Genomic DNA, 23,127 nt, shown 5'->3' on the forward strand with positions numbered 1-23,127 from the left:
GTTTAAAAGAAACTGTAAAATGTTTTTCAAAAGCAATAAGATGGCGAGATATTGATCGCAAAGTAATAATATTTGAGGCAGATGTTTTTATATTCTGGTGATGTGATTTTATATTATTCCTATGTGATGGTATATTCTTTCGATGCGGAGTTATATTCTTGGAATGTAGACTTACATTCTTTCTATGTAACTTGATATTTTTGCAATGTGGAATAATATTCCTGTCTTGTTGTTTAATATTGGCACGGTGTCGACTTTTGTTTTTACAATGTGAAAGGATGTTTTTCAAAGAATAGGTGTACAACGTGAAGAAAGTTTCGCTGCAGGAAAATAGTAGACTTTGCAGATCTCAAAAAACCAAGCCAATGATTGATTTAAAAAGGAATTCTCTCTAAAGTCATTTTTAAAGCCAGTGCAAAAACTCCCGAAGAAACAAATAAAATCCAGTCTTTTTTATTTACTTTAAACAGGTTTAAAAGAACAAAGAGTAATACTAAAATGGCCAGAACAATCACAATTTGGCCGACTTCCAAACCGATATTAAAACCCAAAAGCGGAACCGCAATGCTCTGACTTTTCGCAATCATCACTCTCGCAGTATTGGCAAAGCCTAATCCGTGGATGAGACCAAAAAATAAAGCTAAATAGTAATTGGTTTTATTCTGAGTCTGTTTTTTATTTTTCATTAAAATATTTCCGGCTGCAGTCAAAACAATCGTCAGCGGAATTAAAAATTCAACCCAATCAGACGGAAGTCTTACTACATCAAGTATACTTAAAGCCAAAGTGATGGAATGTCCGATGGTAAATGCAGTAACAAGAATCAGAATTTTTTTCCAGTCTTTTGAAGTATAGACGGCAATTAAGGCTAAGACAAAAAGTTGATGATCAAGCGCATCCAATGAAATAATATGTTCCTAACCGAGTTTTAAATAAAATAAAAAGTCCTGCATTGTTCGATTATTTTTTGAAATGCGATGATACAAAATTTATTTTAACTTTGTATAAAATTGAAGTGATGAACCTTACAATAGAAATAGAAAATAAAGAAGACTATCCTTTTATAAAAGAACTTTTAGAAAAATTGAAGGGCGTAAAAATCGTGCAAAACGAATATGAAACTATTGAAGGTTTACCATCTTACGTTTTTGAGGAAGTTGAAAAATATGGTGACTCTTTAAAAGAGGAAGATTTAATTTCAAAAAGAAATTTCTTTAAACTGATTGATGAGGAAATATGCAAGTCGAATTCTCAAAAATAGCAGAGCAAACTTTAATTGAAAATATAGAATTTCTTAAAAAGATTTGGACAAATCGTGAAATTGTAATTTTCCTTGAAGATGTAAAAAAGATTGCAAATGATTTGGAAGATGGAAAGTATCAAAGTTTCAAAAATCGATAAGAAATACAAGAAGTGTCTTAATAGGGAAAAAGCATGTAAGAATGCTTTTCAGAAAAGAAAACGAAACGAAAATTATCATCTTACTATTCTTTGATATGAGACAAAATCCCGAAAAAATTCTCGATTTAATAAAATGAAAAAAGTACTTTTCTTTTTCTCTATTCTATTTATTTTTTTCTCATTTACAGAAAAAAAACACCCTTACCACGTCGGCTCTGTAGAAATTAATTACAATTCAAAATCAAAAACTTTTGAGATTACCGGAAGATTTTTCTTAGATGATTTAGAAAATGGTTTGAGTAAAAAATATGGAAAGCCATTTCATTTTAATGATCCAAAATATAAAGCTCAACTTAATGAAGCGTTGAAAAACTACAGTTCTGAATATTTTAAATTAAAATCAGATAACCAGTTTTTAAAAGTAAATTACGTTGGTTACGAAGAAGACAGCGAATCAGTCAATATTTATCTGGAATCTGAAAAAGTAGAAACTCCTAAAAAAGTAGAAGCTGCTGTGAGTTTTCTGTATAATCTATTCGACGACCAGATTAATCTCGTTCACATCATCGTCAACGGAAACCGTAAAAGTGAAAAACTGACGTATCCGAATCGGTATTTGTTTCAACAGTTTTAAAAATTTATTTTCGAAGTTGCAGTAACTCATTTTCAGCTTTTGCATGAGCTAAAAGATCAGGAAAAAAATCGTCATAGCATTTCTGCAAAACATCTTTGTTTTCTAAAAAAGCCTCGAATACCGGAATATCTTTATCTAAATATTTCGCTTTATTCAAAACATTTTTCATGCTGAAACCAATGCTGCGATCTGTCCGGTAATTGTAAAGCCAATCTTCGGTCTCCATTCTGGAAAGCATAAGTCTGAAATTTTCAGGGAAAAGGTGGATGTTTTGGTTTAAAACCCGATAAACTTTCTGAGAATGATTTTTCCAGCCTTTTAAGGAATTTAAAGTCAAGTCATTTGCCAAAAAATAATCCATCGAAACATCTACAAATGCTCCGGAATACAATCTTACAAGTGGACTGAAAACTTTTTTTGCCTCATGAATCGCAGGATGAGAATCGGTAAATGTATCAATTGCCCTGTGCATTGTAATTCCATCCTGAATGTCTTTTTGGAAAGAAAAACGCTCATTATTTCGGATGTGATCTTCCAAAAACTGTCCGACAATCTGCCCGTCAGAAAAAGAGAGAAAAGAGTGAGCGAGATAGTTCATAAACGAATATAAAAATTTTTAAGCAAACTTCCATCATTTAAAAAGGTTTCTGCCCAAACTCCATTTTCTACTTCAGTATAATTGAAAGTGATTCTTTGTGTGTTAATTTTCTGATGAGAGATTAATCTTAAACATAATTCGTTATCCTCAACGATGGTTTCAAACTGAATCGGAAAAGACAATGTATTTTGAATCTGAAGATCTTTATAACCGAAAACTACCGTTGAATCTGAACCTAAAGGAGTGAATCTTTCATCTTCTCTGTAAATATCGATAGAATGAGCATGCCTTTCAATGATCTTCATGCCTGATTGTAATGCTAAAAAGTAAATTATTGATGAAAACTGACAAATTCCGCCACCAAATTCATTGGAGATTTTATTTTTAATTAAATTTCTTCCCTGCTTAAAATTATTTTTTGCATCAGGTTTTCCAACTGTTTTCCAAAATGAAAAAACTTCATTAGGTTGAATGATGAGGCGATTGATTTTATCAGCAACAATCTTCAAATTGTGGATTTTGTTTTCGTGAAAATCTCCTTTTCGAATCACCTGTTTTATTTCTGTTTCAAATTCACCGATCGAATTTTTATCGAAAGTTTTTGAGTAAATGAAAGAATTTTTCTGATCGTCAAAATATCTCTGCAATAACCTGTATTGAAGTTTTAAAGAATAAGGAATAAGTCTTCTTGCAATTTTTCTCATTTCTTTTCTAAAATAACAATCTTATAAGACGCCCAGTTTTTTAAAAATGTATTGCAAAGCAAAATGTCTAAATCCAGAAACCAATTTCTTGTTTTTTTTGAAAAGCGATGGATTGGAAAAAGTAAAATTCCGTTTTGTTTTTTAATGTTCCAATTGTTTTTGGTCAGTTCAAAAATTTCACAGTTTGTAAAAGTATTGCTTGCATGCCAATCTTCTTGCTCCGAAATTACTTTTCTTCGTTTTCTGGTAGGGTAATCAAAGATTAAAATTCCGTTTTCATTTAATTTATTAGAACATTCTTCCAGGAATTTTAAAGTTTCATCTTTTGTTTGATGCATAATTACATGAAAACAGAAAATGCAGTCAAATTGTATGCTAAAAGGAATTTTTGAAATATTCCCGATTGCAAATTCTTTTTTAGGGTGTTTTTGTTGTGCGACATTAATCATTTCTCCACTAAAATCAGCTCCATGAGTAGCGAAATTCATCAGTCTTCCGGTTCCGCATCCTAAGTCCAAGATGTTTTTATAGTTTTTGTTTCTGAAAAATGAATTCAGAAAATGTCTTTCCTGAGTATCAATATATTTTCCATACGTGTTTTCAAAACGGTTTTCATCATACGTTTTTGCGAGATTGTTATAATATTGATAGATACTTTTTTTACTCATTATGAAAAATTGCTACAGGAAATTTAAGCTGAAGATAAACATAAAAATAAATTCTCCGAACAAATATATTCAGAGGATTGATCATTTTATTTAAAACTAAATTATTTAATAATAAATTTCTTACTTCCTACAAAAGAATTTTTATCTGTGTAGACACTCAGAAAATATTCTCCTGAAGGTAAACCTTGAAGATTGATGGTTTTTTTATCACTTGTAAGAACAATTTGACCTAAAACATTGATGACTTTAAAAGTGTAAATTTCATCATTTTTAATCCAGATATTAATTTCGTCTTTTGCCGGATTTGGGAAAACTGTAAAATCTTTTACGTCTGTATTTTTAATTTCAACAGTACCTAAATTTGCGGTCGGCATAAATTGAGAAACCACACACGCAAAACGGGAAAAACCAAAAGCTTCATTGGAGGGATTTGGGTTTCCAATGGCTATTCCTGTTGGCTCAGAGTTGTAATTCACAGCAGGATTTGCCCATCTGTTAACTCTTGTACATGAAATTCCGGAATTTGCGCATTCATCGTTGTAGGCCATAATTGTTCTCCATCTTTGCGAATTTATACTGGAAGTTCCCAAATTTACCGCATTTTGATTGGAGTAACCATGGTGATTTTCACAAGGTAATGTGCTTGTAGAAACATACCAATCATGATTTAAGCCCATATTGTGACCCATTTCGTGAGCTAAACTATAGTTATTTACTACACAATTGAAAAGTGTTACCGTGAAAGCATTATTAGCACTATAGTTTGTGGGATTTGTATTCAGGTAACCCAATCCGCAAGTATTTGTAGGTGTTGAAGTAACCAGAGCGCAAAGATCGGCTCCATAAGTAGTTCTTAAAGTATGAACGTCATCTAAATATCCGTCATTTACAGTTCTGAATCTAGATAGGTCGGTAGAGATATTTCCGGATTCTGTGTAGATTATTTCTCCTGAATAAACCAGATTTATTGTCGTATTTGTAACTCCTGAATTTATTAAAGCCGTATTAAAATTAGTAATAGAAGTAGCTGCAAAAGAATTACTTTGTGAAACTCCGCCCCATGCTGCTCTGGCTGCAGAAGTATAAACAATCAATACGTCAATTGTTGTCGCAGGACAAACTGCGGTAGCTTGTAAGCAAACATTAGAATTTACTTTTTGTGAAACTGAAGAATCATGCAAAATATAATCTGTCTTCGAATCTCTGCTAATCAACGCTGATTCGTTTACAGTAGAAACGGCAAATAAATTGTTTTCAAGCTGATGAAAAATTACTTTTTCTCCTAAAATTGAAGTGTACATTCCTGTAATTGCATTTCCTGCTTTAGACAAAACCAATTCAGATTTTGGCTCATTTTCAATAATGAAAACCGAAGATTCAGCTTTGTTGCTGTACAAAAATGATTTAGAAAATTTGGCTTTAATAATTCTGTTGCTTGGTAAAACAATCTCAAAATCAGATTTTAAATTAAATGAAGATTGAGCATAATATTTAGTAAGAAGATATGTCGCAGATAAAGTTTTATCAAGCTTTTGTTGCTCACTTAAACTGTTTTCACTGATTGTATTCTGGAATACCCTGTTTTGAGCAAAAATTACGATACTGCAAAACAGCATAAAAAAGGTAATTTTAATTTTCATAATCATCTGAAGTTAAAAGTTTTATTGTGTAAATATAATGTTTTTAGCGAATTGTTTTTACAACAGTACTTAATTAAAAAGTCTTTCGTGAAAATCCTCAACTTTACTTACTTCTTCAATCTTAATTCCGAATTTTTTCTTTGGAAGTTTATTTAAATTAGAAATGAAAATTGTCTCATAACCCAATTTCTCGGCTTCCGTGATTCTCTGTTCGGCTTGTGCAATTGGACGAATTTCTCCGCTTAAACCAATTTCTCCTGCAAAACAAAAATGCTCAGAAATAGCAATGTCTTCATTGGATGAAAGAATGGATGCGACAACTGCTAAATCTAAAGCGGGATCATCCGTTTTAATTCCACCTGTAATATTGAGAAAAACATCTTTTGCACCCAATTGAAATCCCGCTCTTTTTTCTAAAACTGCCAACAACATATTTAATCTTTTAGAATCAAAACCAGTACAGCTTCTTTGTGGTGTTCCGTAAACTGCAGTACTTACCAAAGCCTGAATTTCCAAAAGCATCGGTCGGTTTCCTTCCAAAGTTACTGCAACGGAATTTCCGGAAAGTTCCTCGGATTTTTTAGTAATTAAAATTTCGGAAGGGTTTTTGATTTCCTTCAAACCTTGAGAAACCATTTCATAAATACCAATTTCTGCAGTGGAACCGAAACGGTTTTTGTTGGCTCTCAATAACCTGAAAAGGTGATTTCTATCTCCGTCAAAATTTAAAACAACATCGACCATGTGCTCCAAAACTTTTGGACCTGCAATTTGCCCATCTTTTGTAATATGACCGACTAAAAATACGGGAACATTGTTTTCTTTGGCATATTTAATAATCTCATTCGAGCATTCGCGAATTTGAGAAACAGTTCCTGGTGAACTTTCAATTAATTGCGACTGTAAAGTTTGGATGGAGTCAATAATGACAAAATCAGGCTCTAGTTTCTTAGCTTCGTGAAGAATTTTTTCCAGCGAAGTTTCTGTATAAAGAAAACAGTTTGGATTTTTAATTTCAGCCAAACGATCGGCTCTCATTTTAATTTGCGATGCACTTTCTTCCCCTGAAACATAAAAGATTTTCTTTTTCATCTTTAATGCAAGTTGAAGAAGGAGAGTGGATTTTCCAATTCCGGGTTCTCCACCAATCAAAGTAACAGATCCTAAAACAATTCCGCCGCCCAAAACTCTGTTAAGTTCATCAGAAGGAGTTTTTATTCTTGGTTCTTCAATCGCCTCAACTTCGATAATGTTGATTACGTGCTGTTTTGATTTTGAAAAAGGAGGTGTTTTAGATGAGGTTTTTTCTACGACTTCTTCCACTAAAGTGTTCCATTCAAGACAATTTTTACATTGCCCGGTCCATTGAGGATATTGTGAACCACAATTTTGACAGAAATATGCTGTTTTAAGTTTTGCCATACTGCGAAGTTGAAGATTTTTTTTGAAATTTTCTTAATTTTAAGATATGAAAAATGTTTTGTTGAGTTTAATAATCTTTGTTGTGATGTCGCTTTTGCACTTTCAATTTACAGAATGGACTATTAAACTTTTGAAATTACCGGGTGGCGATTTTGGAATGTGCTCTTATTTAATTTTAATCTTTTGCTCAATAATTACAGCAATCGGATTGGTTACGGTTATTATCTTTAGAAAGAATTATAACTCAGTTATAAAAATTGCTATTCTATTCGAAATTATTTATTTGTTTTTCTTAGTGATTTCTGGAAATAATCCATTTTTATATTTTTTTGAATCTAAAAATGAAAATCTTCTAATGACAATGATGTATGGTATTTCAATAATAGTTTTTCTGTTATTTTTCTTCATTCATCTATTTTATTTAAAACTTATTTCATCTAAAAATAAGAACTTACCATAAGTCAATACTCAATAAAAATATACTGTCTATATTTGTTGATATAAATTTTAAAAAATGAAAAAAATACTTTTAAGTTTTGTTTTTGCTTTGGTAAGCATGTTCACTTTTGCACAATCTACTTGGGTTGTTGATCCGATGCACTCTTCTGTTAATTTCAATATTAAACATATGGGAATTAGCTTTGTACAGGGAAGATTTGACAAAATTGATGGAAATGTTGTTACGAATAAAGCAGATTTAGATAGAGCTGAATTTAACTTTACAGTAATTATTGAATCTATAAATACAGGAGTGGATATGAGAGATAAGCATCTTAAAAGTGCAGATTTCTTTGATGCTGAAAAATTTCAGACGATGAAATTTGTAGGAAAATCTGTAAAAGAAAAAGACAATACATATACACTTGTAGGTAAATTAACGATTAAAGACGTTACTAAAGATGTAAGTATTCCTGTAACTTTTGGTGGAATTGCTAAAAATCAGCAAGGAAAAGAAGTTTTAGGCTTTCAGGCAAAGTTTAAAATCAATCGTTTAGATTACAATATCAAATATGATCCGACTGGAGCAGGTGTTGCAAAAGATGTTGAGATCAATACTTATTTTGAATTGGTAAAACAATAATTTTCATATATATATAATTTGGTTTAGGTGAAGGTTTCTCAATTTTTTTGGGAAACCTTTTTTCTTTTTAACAAGGAGTTTTTCAATTAAAATAAACTTAATTCAGAATTTAAAAGGGCAACAAAATTGCTTTGCTTTGCTTTTTGTCCTAACTTTGCACAAACCTAATCTAATGAGTAAAAAGAATACAAAGTACATCTTTGTGACAGGAGGTGTAACTTCATCTTTGGGAAAGGGAATCGTTTCTGCTTCTCTGGGACTTCTACTAAAATCACGCGGATTTAATGTAACGATTCAAAAACTGGATCCTTATATTAATATCGACCCAGGAACATTAAACCCTTATGAACACGGAGAATGCTATGTAACCGAAGATGGTGCGGAGACGGATCTGGATTTAGGACACTATGAGCGTTATCTTGATGCTCCGACTTCTCAAAACAACAACGTTACGACAGGAAAAATCTACCAAACTGTAATCGAAAAGGAAAGAAAAGGAGATTTTCTTGGGAAAACAGTTCAGGTAATTCCTCATATTACGAACGAAATCAAGCGTAGAATTAAAATTTTATCTAAACAGAACTACGACATCATCATTACTGAAATCGGTGGAACTGTTGGAGATATTGAATCTTTACCTTACATTGAAACTGTACGTCAGTTGAAATGGGAATTGGGTGAGAAAAATTCTATGGTGATTCATCTGACTTTATTGCCTTATTTGGCTTCAAGTGGAGAATTAAAAACAAAACCTTCTCAGCATTCCGTTCGTCAGTTGATGGAAAGCGGAATTATGGCAGATGTTTTAGTTTGTAGAACCGAACACAAAATTCCGAAAGATCAAAGAGCAAAACTTGCTCAGTTTTGTAACGTTCCTTTAGAAAACGTAATTGAATGTAAAGATTTGGAAACAATTTATGAAGTTCCGATGTACCTTCAGAAACAAGATTTTGACGATGTAGTTCTGAAAGGATTAGATTTAAAAAGTGATAAAGAAGCTGATCTTAAAGATTGGAAAACTTTCCTTAAAAAATTCCAGAATCCTAAAAGAACTGTAGAAATTGCTTTAGTTGGAAAGTATATTTCCCTTCAGGATTCTTATATTTCAATTGCAGAAGCTTTCAAACATGCAGGCGCAGATTTGGAAACTGAAGTGAAAATCAGATGGGTTTACAGTGGTGATTTAACCAAAGAAAATATTAAAGAATCGTTAGACGGAGTTTGCGGTATCTTGGTTGCTCCAGGTTTTGGCGACAGAGGTATTGAAGGAAAAATCCTTACTGCTCAATACGCAAGGGAAAATAAAGTTCCAATGTTGGGAATTTGTTTGGGAATGCAGATTATGACTGTTGAATTTGCAAGAAATGTTTTAGGATATACAAAAGCAAACTCAATGGAATTTGATACTTCCACAGAATATCCTGTAATTTCTTTAATGGAAGAGCAGAAAAATGTAGTTGATAAAGGCGGCACAATGCGTCTTGGGGCTTGGAAATGTGCTTTGAAGAACGGTTCAAAATTAAATGAAATTTATGGAAGCAAAAATATTTCTGAGAGACACCGTCACCGTTATGAATTTAACAGTGAATATATTCAGGAATTTGAAAGCAATGGTTTTATTGCAACAGGTACAAACCCCGAAACCGGTTTGGTAGAAGCGTTAGAAATGACAGATCATCCTTTCTACGTTGGTGTACAATACCATCCTGAATATAAGAGTACGGTTGCAACACCACATCCTTTGTTCAGAGCTTTCATTAAAGCTTGTTCAGCAAAATAAAGTAATTATAAAATTACAAACGTTATATATAAACTCAGACTGATGATTCTCAGCCTGAGTTTATTATATAGTAACATATTATAGTATAGAGTTTTGATAAAAAAACAGTATTTTTGTCGACTCTAAATTATAGCATTGCTATAATTATAAATATATTAAACATTAAGACATTAAAATTATTTAAGAACAAAGAATTATTAAGGATTAGCAAGAGAATTTTAAGGCAGCGTGCTTAAAATATATTTAGATATAACTTAATGACTTTTAGTATTTTAATAACCTTAATGTTTAAAATTAATTTTAAAAATTTTAATAAAAATAAAATGCAACAGAACAACGGACTCGATAAAAGTCAGATTATTAGTTTTGCGGTTTTATGTTTGGTTCTTATGGGATTCATGTTTTATTTCCAAAGAAATAGCGCTGAAGAAGATAAACTGAAAGCTGAACAACAAAAAACAGAACAGGCTAAAACAGCTGTAAAACCAACTCCGGCAGCAGATATCAATCCCAATGTAACTCCGAATTCTATTCAGGTTTCAAATTTGGCAAACAACCAATTGAAGCTTGAATTTTCAAGTTTAGGAGGTCAGGTTTCAAAAGTAGAACTTCTTAAGTACAAAGCTTACGATCACAAAACTGATAAGGCAGATCTTCCGCTTAATCTGATTACTAAAAATAACTCGAGCTACGGTTTTCAGTTTAAAGATAAAAAAGGAAAAACAGTTAATACCAAAGATTTGGTATTCTTTCCGGTTGTTAACGGAAATTCTGTTACTTTAACGGCAAATCATGCTGGAGCAGCGATTCAGTTTATTTATACTTTAAATAATAATCCAAAAGCTGAACTTAAAGATCAATTTACTTTAGATTTTAAAGTAAGAACTCAAGGTTTGGCGAATGTAACCTCTGATAACAAAGCAGATTTTATCTGGGATTATCAAGTTAGAAATCTGGAAAAAGGTAGAGCTCAGGAACAAACACATTCAGAATTTTCTTATGCCTTTAATAATTATAAAGATTATGAGTATGATGGAAGAACAACAATGGATGAGCCTAAAGAAACCCTTAACTGGATTGGTGTAAAACAGCAGTTTTTCTCTTCCGTAATAGAATCTAAAACAGGTTTCACAAACAGCAAAGGAAATCAGGAAACAATCGAAGAAGGTGAATATTTAAAAAAATTAAACTTCGAAGGATTTGTTTCAATGAACGGAGGAGAATTGAATCAGGACTTCACGTGGTATTTTATGCCGTTAGATTTACCATTATTAAAATCTTACGATAAAAACTTTGATGAAATTCTTCCATTAGGATGGGCATTTATTGGAGCGATGAACCGTTATTTCTTTATGTGGTTATACGGAATTATCGCAAGCTGGGGAATCTCTGCGGGTTGGGTGATTTTCTTAATGACGATTATTGTTAAATTAATCTTGTCACCAATTATGTACAAACAGCATAAATTGAGTGCAATGATGAAAGTGATTCGTCCTGAAATTGATGAAGCGAATGCAAAATTCAAGGATGCGGATCCGATGAAAAAGCAGCAGGCAACAATGGAAATCTACAGAAAAGCGGGTGTAAATCAAATGGCGGGATGTCTTCCGGCGTTGGTGCAGATTCCTATTTTCTATGCATTATTCAGATTCTTCCCGAACTTTATCGATTTGAGAGGACAGGGGTTTTGGTTTGCAAAAGATTTGACAGCGTATGATGATTTGATTAAATTGCCATTTAAAATTCCATTCTTAGGAGATCATTTAAGTGTATTTGCATTGGCTTGTACAGTTGTAATCTTGATTTATACAGTAATGACTTCAGGAAATATGCAGCAACCTCAACAGGAAGGTATGCCGAATATGAAAGTGATTATGTATATTTTCCCAATTACATTCTTATTCTTCCTGAATACATCGGCATCAGGTTTATCTTGGTATTATTTTGTGTCGAATGCCATTAATATCTTAATTATTCTCGTTATTAAATATGTGATTTTGGATGAAAAGAAAATTCACGCTCAGATTCAGGCGAATAAAGAAAAGCCAAAATCAGAAGGTAAATTCCAAAAGAAAATGAGAGAAATGATGGAAAAAGCTCAGGATGCCCAGAAAGTACAAGAGCAGCAAAAAGGTAAAAAGAAATAATTTATAATAGATAAAAAAGGGAAGCAAGATATTGCTTCCTTTTTTATTTGTCCTTTTTTTAGAATAGACTGAGCTTAAAAAGCTTGTTAAAATCAAATTAATTTAAATGGTTATCATAAAGTTATGTGAACCGCAAAAATTAATTTTTAATTTCTTATCACTGATAAATCAATATGATAAATATATTTTAATCATTGATGATTTATTAACAAAAGAAAATCTTAAATATTTAAAATATGTAATTCGATTAATAATTTAAGAGTTTTGTTTAGAAGTGTTTTAAATTAGAATGTGAGTATTTTCAAAATGATAATTTCAATTGAATTATTTTAATCATATTTTAAACGGAAAGATTGACGATGATATTTTGTGATACCGTGCTTTATCAAAGCTTCCTGATGCTTTTTTGTAGCGTAACCAAAGTTTGTATTCCATCCATATTCAGGATGCTCTTCATGTAAATCAATCATCAATTTATCTCGATAATTTTTTGCTAAAATAGAAGCTGCTGCAATGGATAGAAATTTAGAGTCTCCTTTAATCACACATTGATGCGGAATGAAATTATACGGATGAAATTTATTTCCATCAACCAAAATAAATTCTGGTCTTATACTTAGTTTGTCTAATGCTCTATGCATTGCATGGATGCTGGCGTTCAGTATATTATGCTCATCAATAAATGACGGAGGAAGCTCAGCAATAGCAAAACTTTTTACATTATCTTTAATGTAACTATCTAAATCCATTCTCGTTTTAAAGCTTAATTTCTTGGAATCATTCACAAGATTTTGCTCAAAATTTTCATCTAAAATGACTGCCGCTGCGACTACCGGTCTGCACAAACAACCTCTTCCTACCTCATCACATCCTGCTTCGATGTAATTTTCTGACCATTTCTTTAGTAAATCCATAAATTTTTAACGATTGGGAGTTGTTAAAATACTGTGAAAAACAAATATTATGTTAAAAATAACAATTTTTAGAAATTTTAACAGTTTTATATCATAACTTTTTACAACTTTGTTAACGCAAAATTAATGTATTAATATGAAGAAATTAACATCAGGTGTACTACTTGTAGTACTTTCCTCGTCTTTTGTAGTTGCGCAAGCACAACAAATAAAGCCGAGTGATACCTTAAAAACACAAGAAATAGAGGGCGTAGTTGTTACTGCACTTGGAATCAAACGAGAAAAAAAAGCACTAGGATATTCTTCTCAAACTCTAGATGCTGAAAAAGTCAATTCTGTACCAACCAACAATTTTATCAACAATTTATCGGGTAAAGTAGCGGGTATGGAAATTAAGAATAATGGAAACTTTGGCGGATCGAGTAATATAGTTTTGAGAGGAACCAAAAGTATCACAGGTGATAACCAAGCTTTGATAGTATTGGATGGAGTTCCAATCATAAGTGGTAATTTAAATTCGAGTGATGCATCAAGGGGGAGAGATGGATTTGACTTCGGAAATGCGACTGCAGATATCGATCCTAATAACATTGAATCTATAAATGTTCTTAAAGGAGCTGCCGCAACTGCATTGTATGGCAGTATGGCGGCTAATGGAGCGGTTATAATTACAACTAAAAAAGGTAAAAAAAGTAAGACTTTAGGTTTGTCAATTAATTCTACGGTTTCTGTTGGGTCAATTGATAAAACGACATTTCCAAAATATCAAAAAACTTACGGTGGGGGATATGGAGGTGAAGATAGTTTCATTACTGCAAGTGGTTACGACTTTCCAATAGCTCCGATAGGTGATGATGCATCTTATGGAGCAGCATATAATCCCAATCTACTTGTTTACCAATGGAATTCTTTTGTTCCAGGAAATCCAAATTTCGGAAAACCTACGCCATGGGTTGCTGCACAAAATGATCCATCTAAATTTTTTGAAAACTCATTAGCTTTTGTTAATAGTTTCAATTTAAATGGCGGGGATGATGTAAATACTTATAATTTGACAGTTACCAATAACTACGAAACTGGAGTCTTGCCCAATAGTAGACTAAATAAAAATATGTTTAGTGGTAGTTTTAGCAGAAAATTCTCGGATAAACTTACAGCTAGAACATTTTTAACATTTAATGATCAAACCACTGTAGGTAGAAACTCTGTCGGGTACGGAGATAATATACTTACAGGATTCAGACAATGGTGGCCACTAAATGTAGATGTTTTAGAATTAAGAAATGAATTTTTTAGAACTGGTCAAAATTATACATGGAATATGGTAGATCCAACTGGAGGAAATCTTTCTCCATATTATTGGAACAATCCTTACTGGGATCGTTATAAAAACTATTCCTCAGATGATAAAACAAGATTAATAGCAGGTGCAGAGCTTTCGTATGACGTAACCAAAAAATTCAATATTTTAGGTAGAGCAACGATTGATTATACAAGTAGTAAACAGGAAATCAGGAAAGCACTAGGTAGCCATGCAGAAGAATTTGGTCTAGCACAAGCTGATGAAACTTCTGGATATTGGGTATTTGATGATACTATCATGAGACAGACGTATGATTTAATCGGTCGATATAGTTTGAGTCTGTCTGATAAATTTAATGCTCAATTTGTAGCGGGTGGGCAATTTATGGATCAACACGCTCGTGGTACTGAAAACTCTACAACTGGAGGTTTAATTATTCCGGACTTATATACGGTTTCTAACTCGAGAGCAAGTTTTCCACTTGTTGAAAATAATATCAGAGGTCAAAAAGCAGGTGTTTATGCACAGGCATCTTTTGATTATGATCGTTTTTTATACTTAGAAGGAACCGTTCGTAACGATACATCGAGTGCATTGCCAAAATCAAACAGAAATTATACATATTATTCCTTAGGTTCGAGTTTTGTCTTTTCAGAACTTTTTAAATCTAATTGGTTAAATTTTGGTAAAGTAAGATTAAGCTATGCCGAAGTAGGTAATGATATGGCATTTGGAAGACCTGGTTTCTATGGTAATAGAGGAACTGTAAATGGGATTCCTATGGCAGATATCAGCACAACATATGTTGATTTTGAAAGCTTAAAACCAGAAAGACAAAAGAGCTGGGAAGTTGGTTTGGAGACTTCGATGTTTAAAAGAAGAGTTTCTCTAGATGTATCTTTATATAAAACAAATACTCAAGATTTACTATTTAGCGTTCCTCAGTCTCCTTCAACTAAGTACAGCTTTTCTTTAATAAATGCTGGTGAAACAGAAAATAAGGGAGTTGAAGTAGCTCTAACCGTTGTGCCCATAAAAAGTGATAATTTTCAATGGGATATCAATTTAAATTGGTCTAAAAATAAGAATATAGTAAAAGCTTTAAGCCAGGGACGACAAAATTTGCAACTTGCAAGCTTTCAGGAAACAACGTTGAATGCTACAGTAGGTGAAGCTTATGGTACATTCAGAGGTACTGGTTTTGTATATGATGCAAATGGAAATAAGGTCGTTGATGAAGATGGTTATTATTTAGTTGCTTCCGACAGAGTTTTAGGAAATATTCAGCCCGAATGGATGGGTGGTGTTTACAATACTTTCAGATATAAAAATTTCTCATTAGGTTTCTTAATTGATGTGAAAAAAGGAGGAAGTGTTTATTCCCTTGACCAATCTTATGGAGGATATACGGGGCTCTATGGATATACAGCAGGATTAAACGATTTAGGTAATCCTATTAGAAATAGCCTTACAGATGGTGGTGGTGTGATTCTTTCTGGTGTAAAACAGGACGGAACTCCAAATGACATTAGAATTGATGCTTCAACAGCCGGTGGAGCGTTCGGAACTGATGCAGGTCTTCCACAAGAGGCGTTTATTTATGATGCTTCTTATGTGAAACTTAGAGAGGCAAAAATTTCATATTCACTACCGACAGATTTGCTAAGAAATACCTTTATTAAAGGGATGACCTTTAGCTTAATGGGACAAAATCTATGGATTATTCACAAAAATCTACCTGATGCAGATCCTGAAGCTGGAACATCTTCAGGAAATATCCAAGGTTACCAATCAGGGGTTATGCCTACTACACGCATTTATTCATTCAATGTTAAATTAGACTTCTAAAAAGAAATTAAAATGAAAAAGATATTTTCAATACTAACTATAGGATCTTTATTTTTGACAAGTTGTGTCAATGGAGATGAAGATTTCAATAATAATCAAAGTCAGCCATATGTTGTTTCTGCAGAGGTGCTTTTTACTAATGCTCAAAAGGAACTTACTGATCAAATGATAACACCGAGTGTAAACCTAAATGTTTTTAGATTTATGCAACACTATCTTGCAAGTACAACATATAGAAATGATGCAAGATTTATTTTTACGGGAACGAGGAGAGTACCAGACAATATGTGGCTTGCATTATATACTGATGTTTTAGGGAATCTTGATGAAGCCAAAAAAGGAATTGCTAAAGAAACAAAGCCTACAGCAATGACTGAACAGGTTTGGCAAAAACAACAGGCAAATAAATTAGCAATCGTCAATTTGGTTGAAATATATACTTATCAGGTTTTAGTTGATAGTTTTGGAAATGTCCCATATTCTCAGGCATTAAAACCAGAAACTATTGTTCTTCCGAAATATGACGATGCTAAAACAATTTATGAAGATCTTGTAAGTAGATTAAATGTTATTCTTTCAACTTTAGATTCCGGCTATCCTAGTTTTACTTCTGGAGATAATTTTTATAATGGTAATGTTTCTGGCTGGATTACGTTTGCAAACAGTCTAAAACTTAAAATAGGAATTAATTTGGCGGATGTAAATCCTACTTTGGCTAAACAAACAGTAGAATCTGCAGCGAATGCAGGAGTTATAACTGCTAATTCTGGAAATACCTTATTTCAGTATGATAGCACATCGCCTAATTTTAACAGAATATATGCAGAAGTTATTGCGAGCGGAAGACAAGACTTTATTGCAGAAGAAGGTATTGTAAATTCAATGAATTCACTAAATGATCCCCGTAGAGCATCTTATTTTGAGGCGATGTCTGATGGAACATATGTAGGAGGAGTAGTAGGGTTGGCAAATATCTATGATGAAAACTCCAGTATCGGAGAAGGGTTACTTTCTCCAAATGAACCAGGAGTTTTATTTGATGCAGCTGAAATTAATTTTTATTTAGCAGAAGGTGCTGCAAGAGGATACAGTTTGGCCAGTCCAGCACAAGTTTATTATGAAAATGCTATTAGAGCCTCTATGCAATATTGGGGAATAAATTCTGCAGATATTGCTACTTATCTTACTAGTCCTAACGTCGCTTATTCAGCAGCGAATTGGAAACAGCGAATTGGCGAGCAAGCTTGGATAGCAATGTACAACAGAGGTTTTGAATCTTGGAATTTCTATAGAAGATTAGACTATCCAACTCTAACTGCTCCAAATGCAACTCCAGCAGCCGATGGAAAAGTTCCTACAAGATTAACATATCCTATTAATGAGCAAACTGTAAATGGTGCTAATTGGACATCTGCGTCTTCAGCAATAGGAGGAGATAAGCTAACTACAAAGCTTTTCTGGGACATCAATTAACCCAAATCTATTTTAACATTCATATCAAAAACCGCTTTAGTGCGGTTTTTTTATTTCCGTATATTTGTACTTCAAATTAGAATAATGAATATTAAAGATATCATAGAACAGAAACTGGAAGAAGTTATTCTTAACGTCTATCAGTTAAAAGATATAAAACTGGAAATTCAGGAGAATAAAACTGAGTTTGAAGGAGATTTTACGATTGTAACTTTTCCTTTGGTTAAGCAATTGAAGAAAAATCCTGAAAGTATCGGGGTAGAATTGGGTGACGCTTTAACGACTCAAACCGAATTGCTGGTAAGTTTTAACGTTGTAAAAGGATTTTTAAATGTAAAAGTTAAGAATCAATTTTTTGTAGACCAGTTTAAATCGGTTACAGAAGGTTTTGCAACAATTGAAAAGAAAAATGCAACTGTGATGGTAGAGTATTCTTCGCCGAATACCAACAAGCCGCTTCACTTAGGGCATGTCAGAAATAATTTATTAGGATTTTCTGTGGCTCAGATTCTTGAAGAAGCGGGTTATGATGTATTGAAAGCTCAGATTATCAATGATAGAGGAATTCATATCTGTAAATCGATGTTGGCCTGGGAGAAATTTGGTAAAGGCGAAACTCCGGAAACGAATCATGTGAAGGGAGATAAGTTTGTAGGAAATTATTACGTGAAATTTGATCAGGAATATAAAAAAGAAATTGCAGCTTTAGTAGAGCAGGGTATTTCTGAAGATCAGGCTAAAAAAGATGCACCGTTGATGAAAGAAGCTCAACAAATGCTTCTCGATTGGGAAAACGGCGACGAAAAAGTGAGAAATCTTTGGAACGAAATGAACTCATGGGTTTACAAAGGTTTCGGTGAAACGTATAAAAGACTTGGCGTAGATTTCGATCAGATTCAATATGAAAGCAATACCTATATTTTAGGAAAAGATCTTATTCAGGAAGGTTTAGATAAAGGAGTTTTGTATCAGAAAGAAGACGGATCGGTTTGGTGTGATTTGACGAATGAAGGTTTAGATCAGAAACTTTTGCTTCGTTCAGACGGAACTTCTGTGTATATGACGCAGGATCTGGGTACAGCGGTTGAACGTTTTAAAGAAAATAATCTTCAGAAATTAATTTATACCGTAGGAAACGAACAGGATTATCATTTTCAGGTTTTGTTTAAAGTCTTGAAAAAATTAGGCTATGAATGGGCAGATCAGTTGTTCCATTTATCTTATGGGATGGTCGAACTACCAAATGGGAAAATGAAGTCGCGTGAAGGAACTGTTGTAGATGCAGATGAACTGATGCAGGAAATGCATAATGAAGCAGAATTAAAAGCAATCGAGCAAGGCAGATTAGAAGGTCTTAGTGACGTAGAAAAAGAAACTTCGTATGAGATTATTGGTCAGGCTGCATTGAAATATTTTATGCTGAAAGTTGACCCGAAAAAGAAAATGCTTTTCAATCCTGAAGAAAGTATTGATTTTAATGGAAATACAGGTCCTTTTATTCTTTACACTTATGCAAGAACTCAGTCTTTATTGACGAAGGCAAATTATTTGAATAGAGAAATTGCTGAGGTAGGTTTAAATCAACATGAAAAAGAATTAATTATGCAGTTGGCAAATTATAAATCTGTTGTTGAAAAGGCAGCTGAATTATTGAGTCCGGCTTTAGTTGCAAATTATCTTTATGATTTAGTGAAATCCTACAATTCATTCTATCAAAGCAATATAATTTTAAAGCTTGAAGATGAGAAATTAAAACAATTTCGTTTGAATTTATCCAATCTCACAGCGCAAACAATAAAAAAATCTCTGTCACTTCTAGGAATAGGAACTGTCAACAGAATGTAAAACGAAAGCCTCTCAGAAATTTCTAAGAGGCTTTTTTGTATTTAAACCTGAGAGGCTTCATTTTTTAACTGACTTTCTCTGTATAATTTTGCACTGCTCCATTTGGCGTGTTTTGAAGGAACAATTCTGTAGCCTTTTCTTAATGTGTAAACCTTGGTGAATTCGGCTCCGAAGAAGACCAGCATACACGAATAATTAATCCACATCATAATTAAAATCACGGTTCCTGCAGTTCCGAAAGCTGAGGTAGGTTTGAACTGACCAAAATAAAGACTCAATAAAAATTTACCTAAAGTAAATAATCCTGCGGTCAATAGCGCACCTTTCCAAACTGATTTCCAGCTGATTTCTACATCGGGAAGTACTTTAAACATTAATGCGAAAAGCACAACAATAATTAAAAAGCCAATGCTGAAATTGATAATTTCTACAATAATATAGGTTTCAAGCCCGAAATAAGTGGTAATGAAATTATTAAAAAGCCCGATTAAGGAAGATAGAACCATGGTAATCATCAGTAAAAATCCTAAAATCAGAATCATTCCCAATGAGTTGGCTCGGTCTAAAAGAAATTTAATTAAAGCTTTTTTTGGTGCGGCTTCTACATCCCAAAGATTATTCAAAGATTTCTGCAATTGAAAAAACAGGGTGGTGGAACCATAAATCAATGATCCGATTCCTACGATTTTCATAAATATATTTTCCTTATCAATCAATGCTCCGGCAATCATATCCTGAATACTTTTGGCAACATCCTGACCCATCAATCCACTGATCTGTGAACTGATTTGTCCACGTATCGCTTCTTCACCGAAGACGTATCCTGCAAGCCAAATAATAATAATTAATAGTCCAGGAATTGAAAAAATAGCATAATATGCCAAACTCGCTGAATCATTGGAAGCAGAAGAGCTGTTGTACTCAGTAAATGTTTCTTTGACGGTTTCCCAGAAAAATTTTAGTTCTTTTAGCATGGTAAGAATATTAATTTGAGTGATTTAATTGAATGATTAAGCAATATCATCTTCAATATGAAAGGAATGTTGCTGTTGCAGGATTTAACACAAAGATTATTCCTTAAAGTAATTTTCAGGATATAAAGTCAAATAATTTACCTGATTTTTTAATTAAAATATTATCATATATAAGTTTTGGCTAAAGCCATGCTTAGTATAAAACAAAAACGGGCTAAAGCCCGTTCCTATTGAGAAAAAAAAATTATTGATTGAAATATGTGTAATTGATAGCTAAAAGCCAAAAGCCAATTGCCATCAGCCAAATGCATCTTAGAATGGATATCCAATCGCAATATTTAAAATTAAATTGTCTCTTCTCCAGCTTCCTTCGCCAAATTTCACTCTGTCTAAAACCCACCGGTCGCCTTTTTCATAATAAGGAACTCTCAATGGCATTGCCAAGTCAAGTCTTAAAATTAAAATTGAAAAGTCTAATCTCAATCCGACTCCTGCTCCAACTGCAATTTCGCTGAGAAAATCTTTTGAGAATTTCCCACCTGGTCTTGTGTTCTCTCCCGCATCATTAAATTCATCATTGATCAACCAGATATTTCCGGCGTCCACGAATGCCGCAACATTTAAAAATTTATATAAATTAGCTCTGTATTCTGCATTAAGTTCTAATTTCACGTCACCTGCCTGATCAAAGTTGGCTCTGGTAGATTCTCCAATCCTTGGATCATAACTTCCGGGTCCTAATGTTCTCGCTCTGAAAGCCCTTATACTGTTACTTCCTCCCACAAAGAACTGTCTTGAAAAAGGAATATGTTCTGAGTTTCCATACGGAAGAGCGACCCCTGCAATGAATCGTGTAGCTAATGAAGTCTTTTCCGTAAACTTATGATAGAAACGAACATCGTTTTCTATCTTAGCATACTGACTAAAAGGAACTCCAAAAATATTTTTTTCTTTTCCTTCTTTCACGTTGGCACCCGTAACGAGACCTGTAATATTTCCTGCCAAATCAAGCATTCCTTTGTAGTAGAATGTGTTTTTCTGAGGAAGCATCGTGGTAGAGTAGGTATAAGAATAAGTAGGGCCAAAAATTAACTGCTGTTCTGTAATTCTCCTTAAATACGGATTATCTGCAGACTGTAGTAGGAATTTTGGAGTAACATCAGCTGGCCGAATCAGTGAAACATCAATTACATTAAGTTCATGTTCCTTTCTCACATTTTCTTTCCACTGATAACCGAAAGTAGCATTAAAAGTATTCAAAGAATATAAAGTCGTTCGGTTTTGAAACTCATATCCCAGTTTAATATTGGTTCTCGGAACAAAGGCACTCGAAGAATTAAATCTAAATGGCGCCACAATTCTCGGAATCGAAAGCTGTGCATTGGCTCCCGCTCTGAAAATGTTTTCAGCCTCCGCAGGACCGCCGATCTGAACATCAAAAGCGCCATAAACGGATGCTTTGAACTGTTCTGCTCCACGGAAGAAATTTCTCTGAGTCCAGTTTAAATTCAGTTCACTACCAGCGTAATTGGCAGAATTGGTTCTTCCCAAAGCTTCAAGACGTAATGACTGAAGTTCTCTCGGTGTTAAAACATAATATGCATCAAACTTATGATTTAAAGAATCTGAAACCACAAATTCATTTTTCACAAATTTAAAAACACCCAAACTGATCAGTCGGTTAAGCGATAAATTATGATCTTTTCGGTTGTAAATATCTCCCTTGTCAAAATACAAAGCACGGTCAAACATTCTTGGTTTGAATTTCTTTTTTGGATCTACGACATAAATATCATTGTACTCGTATCCTTTTAAAGAATCTTCACTCATCGGAATATTGTACAATCCTCTTTTCGCGTCACGAAGATTATAATTCGGGAAAACCACCACTTTATCAATGGTAAACTGCTCGGTCGCAAGTTTCGGAGTGTTGTCTTTCAACTTGACAATCATCTCTACCTTATGATTTTTGCTGACGGTACTGTCGGCCTGAACGATTATGTTGTCAGGATTAAAGTAATAGAAACCTTTATCTTTCAAACCATCATCAATTCTCTGTCTTTCCGCTTTTATAACATCAAGGTCAAAAGGATTTCCGGCTTTCAGTAATGTTTTCTCCTTTAAAATCTGAATTTCGCTATTGATCAGACTTGAATCGGCCGGGAATTTTACATTGCTGATTAAATATCTTCCACCAGGATTCAACGTGTAAATCACCTGCGCTTTCTTATTTTTTGAAACAGTATCGTACTTCGCTTTAGCATTAAAATATCCTTTATTCTCGGAATAATTAACGATAATATCTTTATTAAATTCACGGTCAACATCGCCCAATAAAACAGGCTCTTCTCCGAATTTATATTTCAGCCAGTATCTTAAACCTTTTTCCTTTTTGGGTTCTTTGGTAGCATTGTAAGCGTAAAGTTTTGGCCTTAAACCTAAAAAAGAGGAGTTCGGTTTCGGAGTAAGATTTTCTTCTAAAGCAGATTCCAGCGCAGATTTTTCCTTCTTGGTCAGCGAATCACTTTCTATTTTTACTTCCGCTCCGGTGTAGAGAAGCTGGCCGTCTTTTAGAAATTTGGTGTTGCTGCAGGAAACTATTGTCGCAGTCATTCCTGAAACCAAAAAATATTTACAGTATATATTGAGTTTGTTTTTCATGTTTTAATACTTGTCTTTTCAAAGGTCAATTTTT

18 protein-coding genes are annotated in these 23,127 nt (G+C 33.3%); 8 read left to right on the plus strand and 10 right to left on the minus strand.

Annotated elements, in window-relative coordinates:
- Window positions 1–374: 374 nt before the first annotated feature.
- The gene (locus OEA66_RS19850) at window positions 375–902 is read right to left on the minus strand and encodes a HupE/UreJ family protein (RefSeq protein ID WP_267283045.1); all 528 of its coding nucleotides are present in this window, start codon (window positions 900–902) and stop codon (window positions 375–377) included.
- Between the two features lie 116 nt (window positions 903–1,018).
- Between OEA66_RS19850 and OEA66_RS19855 the strand changes: the two genes are divergently transcribed.
- Both OEA66_RS19855 and OEA66_RS19860 read left to right on the plus strand, forming a co-directional pair.
- Window positions 1,019–1,261: a hypothetical protein gene (locus tag OEA66_RS19855; protein ID WP_267283046.1), complete on the plus strand. Its 243-nt coding sequence runs from the start codon at window positions 1,019–1,021 to the stop codon at window positions 1,259–1,261.
- 273 nt (window positions 1,262–1,534) lie between these two features.
- Window positions 1,535–2,035 carry a DUF6702 family protein gene (locus tag OEA66_RS19860; RefSeq protein WP_267283047.1) on the plus strand — a complete coding sequence of 167 codons (501 nt, stop codon included), beginning with the start codon at window positions 1,535–1,537 and terminating at the stop codon, window positions 2,033–2,035.
- A gap of 4 nt (window positions 2,036–2,039) precedes the next feature.
- On the opposite strand, the gene OEA66_RS19865 is transcribed toward OEA66_RS19860, so the two are convergent.
- The 6 genes from OEA66_RS19865 to OEA66_RS19890 form a co-directional block, all read right to left on the minus strand.
- On the minus strand, window positions 2,040–2,633 hold the full coding sequence (locus OEA66_RS19865; protein ID WP_267283048.1) for an acyl carrier protein phosphodiesterase: 594 nt from the start codon (window positions 2,631–2,633) through the stop codon (window positions 2,040–2,042).
- Complete coding sequence (locus OEA66_RS19870) at window positions 2,630–3,337, minus strand: VanW family protein (protein WP_267283049.1); 708 nt, start codon at window positions 3,335–3,337, stop codon at window positions 2,630–2,632. Before OEA66_RS19870 ends, OEA66_RS19865 begins: the two co-directional genes overlap by 4 nt.
- Window positions 3,334–4,005: a class I SAM-dependent methyltransferase gene (locus OEA66_RS19875; RefSeq protein ID WP_267283050.1), complete on the minus strand. Its 672-nt coding sequence runs from the start codon at window positions 4,003–4,005 to the stop codon at window positions 3,334–3,336. The genes OEA66_RS19870 and OEA66_RS19875 overlap by 4 nt, the downstream gene beginning before the upstream one ends.
- A 101-nt stretch (window positions 4,006–4,106) precedes the next feature.
- Window positions 4,107–5,645 (minus strand): zinc-dependent metalloprotease, encoded by a 1,539-nt coding sequence (locus OEA66_RS19880; protein WP_267283051.1) that lies wholly within the window; start codon window positions 5,643–5,645, stop codon window positions 4,107–4,109.
- 69 nt (window positions 5,646–5,714) lie between these two features.
- Window positions 5,715–7,067: a DNA repair protein RadA gene (radA, locus tag OEA66_RS19885; RefSeq protein ID WP_267283052.1), complete on the minus strand. Its 1,353-nt coding sequence runs from the start codon at window positions 7,065–7,067 to the stop codon at window positions 5,715–5,717.
- A 279-nt stretch (window positions 7,068–7,346) separates the two neighbouring features.
- Entirely contained in the window at window positions 7,347–7,475 is a 129-nt protein-coding gene (locus OEA66_RS19890) for a hypothetical protein (protein WP_267283053.1), read from the minus strand.
- Window positions 7,476–7,581: 106 nt separating this feature from the next.
- Here OEA66_RS19890 and OEA66_RS19895 point away from each other — a divergent pair, with 106 nt between their 5' ends.
- From OEA66_RS19895 to yidC, 3 genes are all read left to right on the plus strand, one after another.
- Window positions 7,582–8,148, plus strand: a complete 567-nt coding sequence (locus OEA66_RS19895) for a YceI family protein (RefSeq protein WP_267283054.1) — start codon at window positions 7,582–7,584, stop codon at window positions 8,146–8,148.
- 172 nt (window positions 8,149–8,320) lie between these two features.
- Window positions 8,321–9,928 carry a CTP synthase gene (pyrG, locus tag OEA66_RS19900; RefSeq protein ID WP_267283055.1) on the plus strand — a complete coding sequence of 536 codons (1,608 nt, stop codon included), beginning with the start codon at window positions 8,321–8,323 and terminating at the stop codon, window positions 9,926–9,928.
- 323 nt (window positions 9,929–10,251) lie between these two features.
- Window positions 10,252–12,075, plus strand: coding sequence for a membrane protein insertase YidC (yidC, locus tag OEA66_RS19905; RefSeq protein WP_267283056.1), 1,824 nt, complete (start codon window positions 10,252–10,254; stop codon window positions 12,073–12,075).
- Window positions 12,076–12,404: 329 nt separating this feature from the next.
- Here yidC and rnhB read toward each other — a convergent pair whose 3' ends face one another.
- The gene (gene rnhB, locus OEA66_RS19910) at window positions 12,405–12,989 is read right to left on the minus strand and encodes a ribonuclease HII (RefSeq protein WP_267283057.1); all 585 of its coding nucleotides are present in this window, start codon (window positions 12,987–12,989) and stop codon (window positions 12,405–12,407) included.
- A gap of 136 nt (window positions 12,990–13,125) precedes the next feature.
- Between rnhB and OEA66_RS19915 the strand changes: the two genes are divergently transcribed.
- The 3 genes from OEA66_RS19915 to argS all read left to right on the plus strand — a co-directional run bounded on the left by OEA66_RS19915 (window position 13,126) and on the right by argS (window position 19,458).
- On the plus strand, window positions 13,126–16,140 hold the full coding sequence (locus OEA66_RS19915) for a SusC/RagA family TonB-linked outer membrane protein (RefSeq protein WP_267283058.1): 3,015 nt from the start codon (window positions 13,126–13,128) through the stop codon (window positions 16,138–16,140).
- Window positions 16,141–16,152: 12 nt separating this feature from the next.
- Complete coding sequence (locus OEA66_RS19920) at window positions 16,153–17,613, plus strand: SusD/RagB family nutrient-binding outer membrane lipoprotein (protein WP_267283059.1); 1,461 nt, start codon at window positions 16,153–16,155, stop codon at window positions 17,611–17,613.
- Window positions 17,614–17,697: 84 nt separating this feature from the next.
- Window positions 17,698–19,458 (plus strand): arginine--tRNA ligase, encoded by a 1,761-nt coding sequence (gene argS, locus OEA66_RS19925; RefSeq protein WP_267283060.1) that lies wholly within the window; start codon window positions 17,698–17,700, stop codon window positions 19,456–19,458.
- Between the two features lie 41 nt (window positions 19,459–19,499).
- Here argS and OEA66_RS19930 read toward each other — a convergent pair whose 3' ends face one another.
- Both OEA66_RS19930 and tamL read right to left on the minus strand, forming a co-directional pair.
- The gene (locus tag OEA66_RS19930; protein ID WP_267283061.1) at window positions 19,500–20,432 is read right to left on the minus strand and encodes a YihY/virulence factor BrkB family protein; all 933 of its coding nucleotides are present in this window, start codon (window positions 20,430–20,432) and stop codon (window positions 19,500–19,502) included.
- Window positions 20,433–20,744: 312 nt separating this feature from the next.
- Entirely contained in the window at window positions 20,745–23,093 is a 2,349-nt protein-coding gene (tamL, locus tag OEA66_RS19935) for a translocation and assembly module lipoprotein TamL (RefSeq protein ID WP_267283062.1), read from the minus strand.
- Between the last annotated feature and the right edge of the window lie 34 nt (window positions 23,094–23,127).

It is taken from the genome of Chryseobacterium luquanense (assembly GCF_026460945.1).
In the GTDB taxonomy this organism is placed as follows: Bacteria; Bacteroidota; Bacteroidia; order Flavobacteriales; family Weeksellaceae; genus Chryseobacterium; species Chryseobacterium luquanense.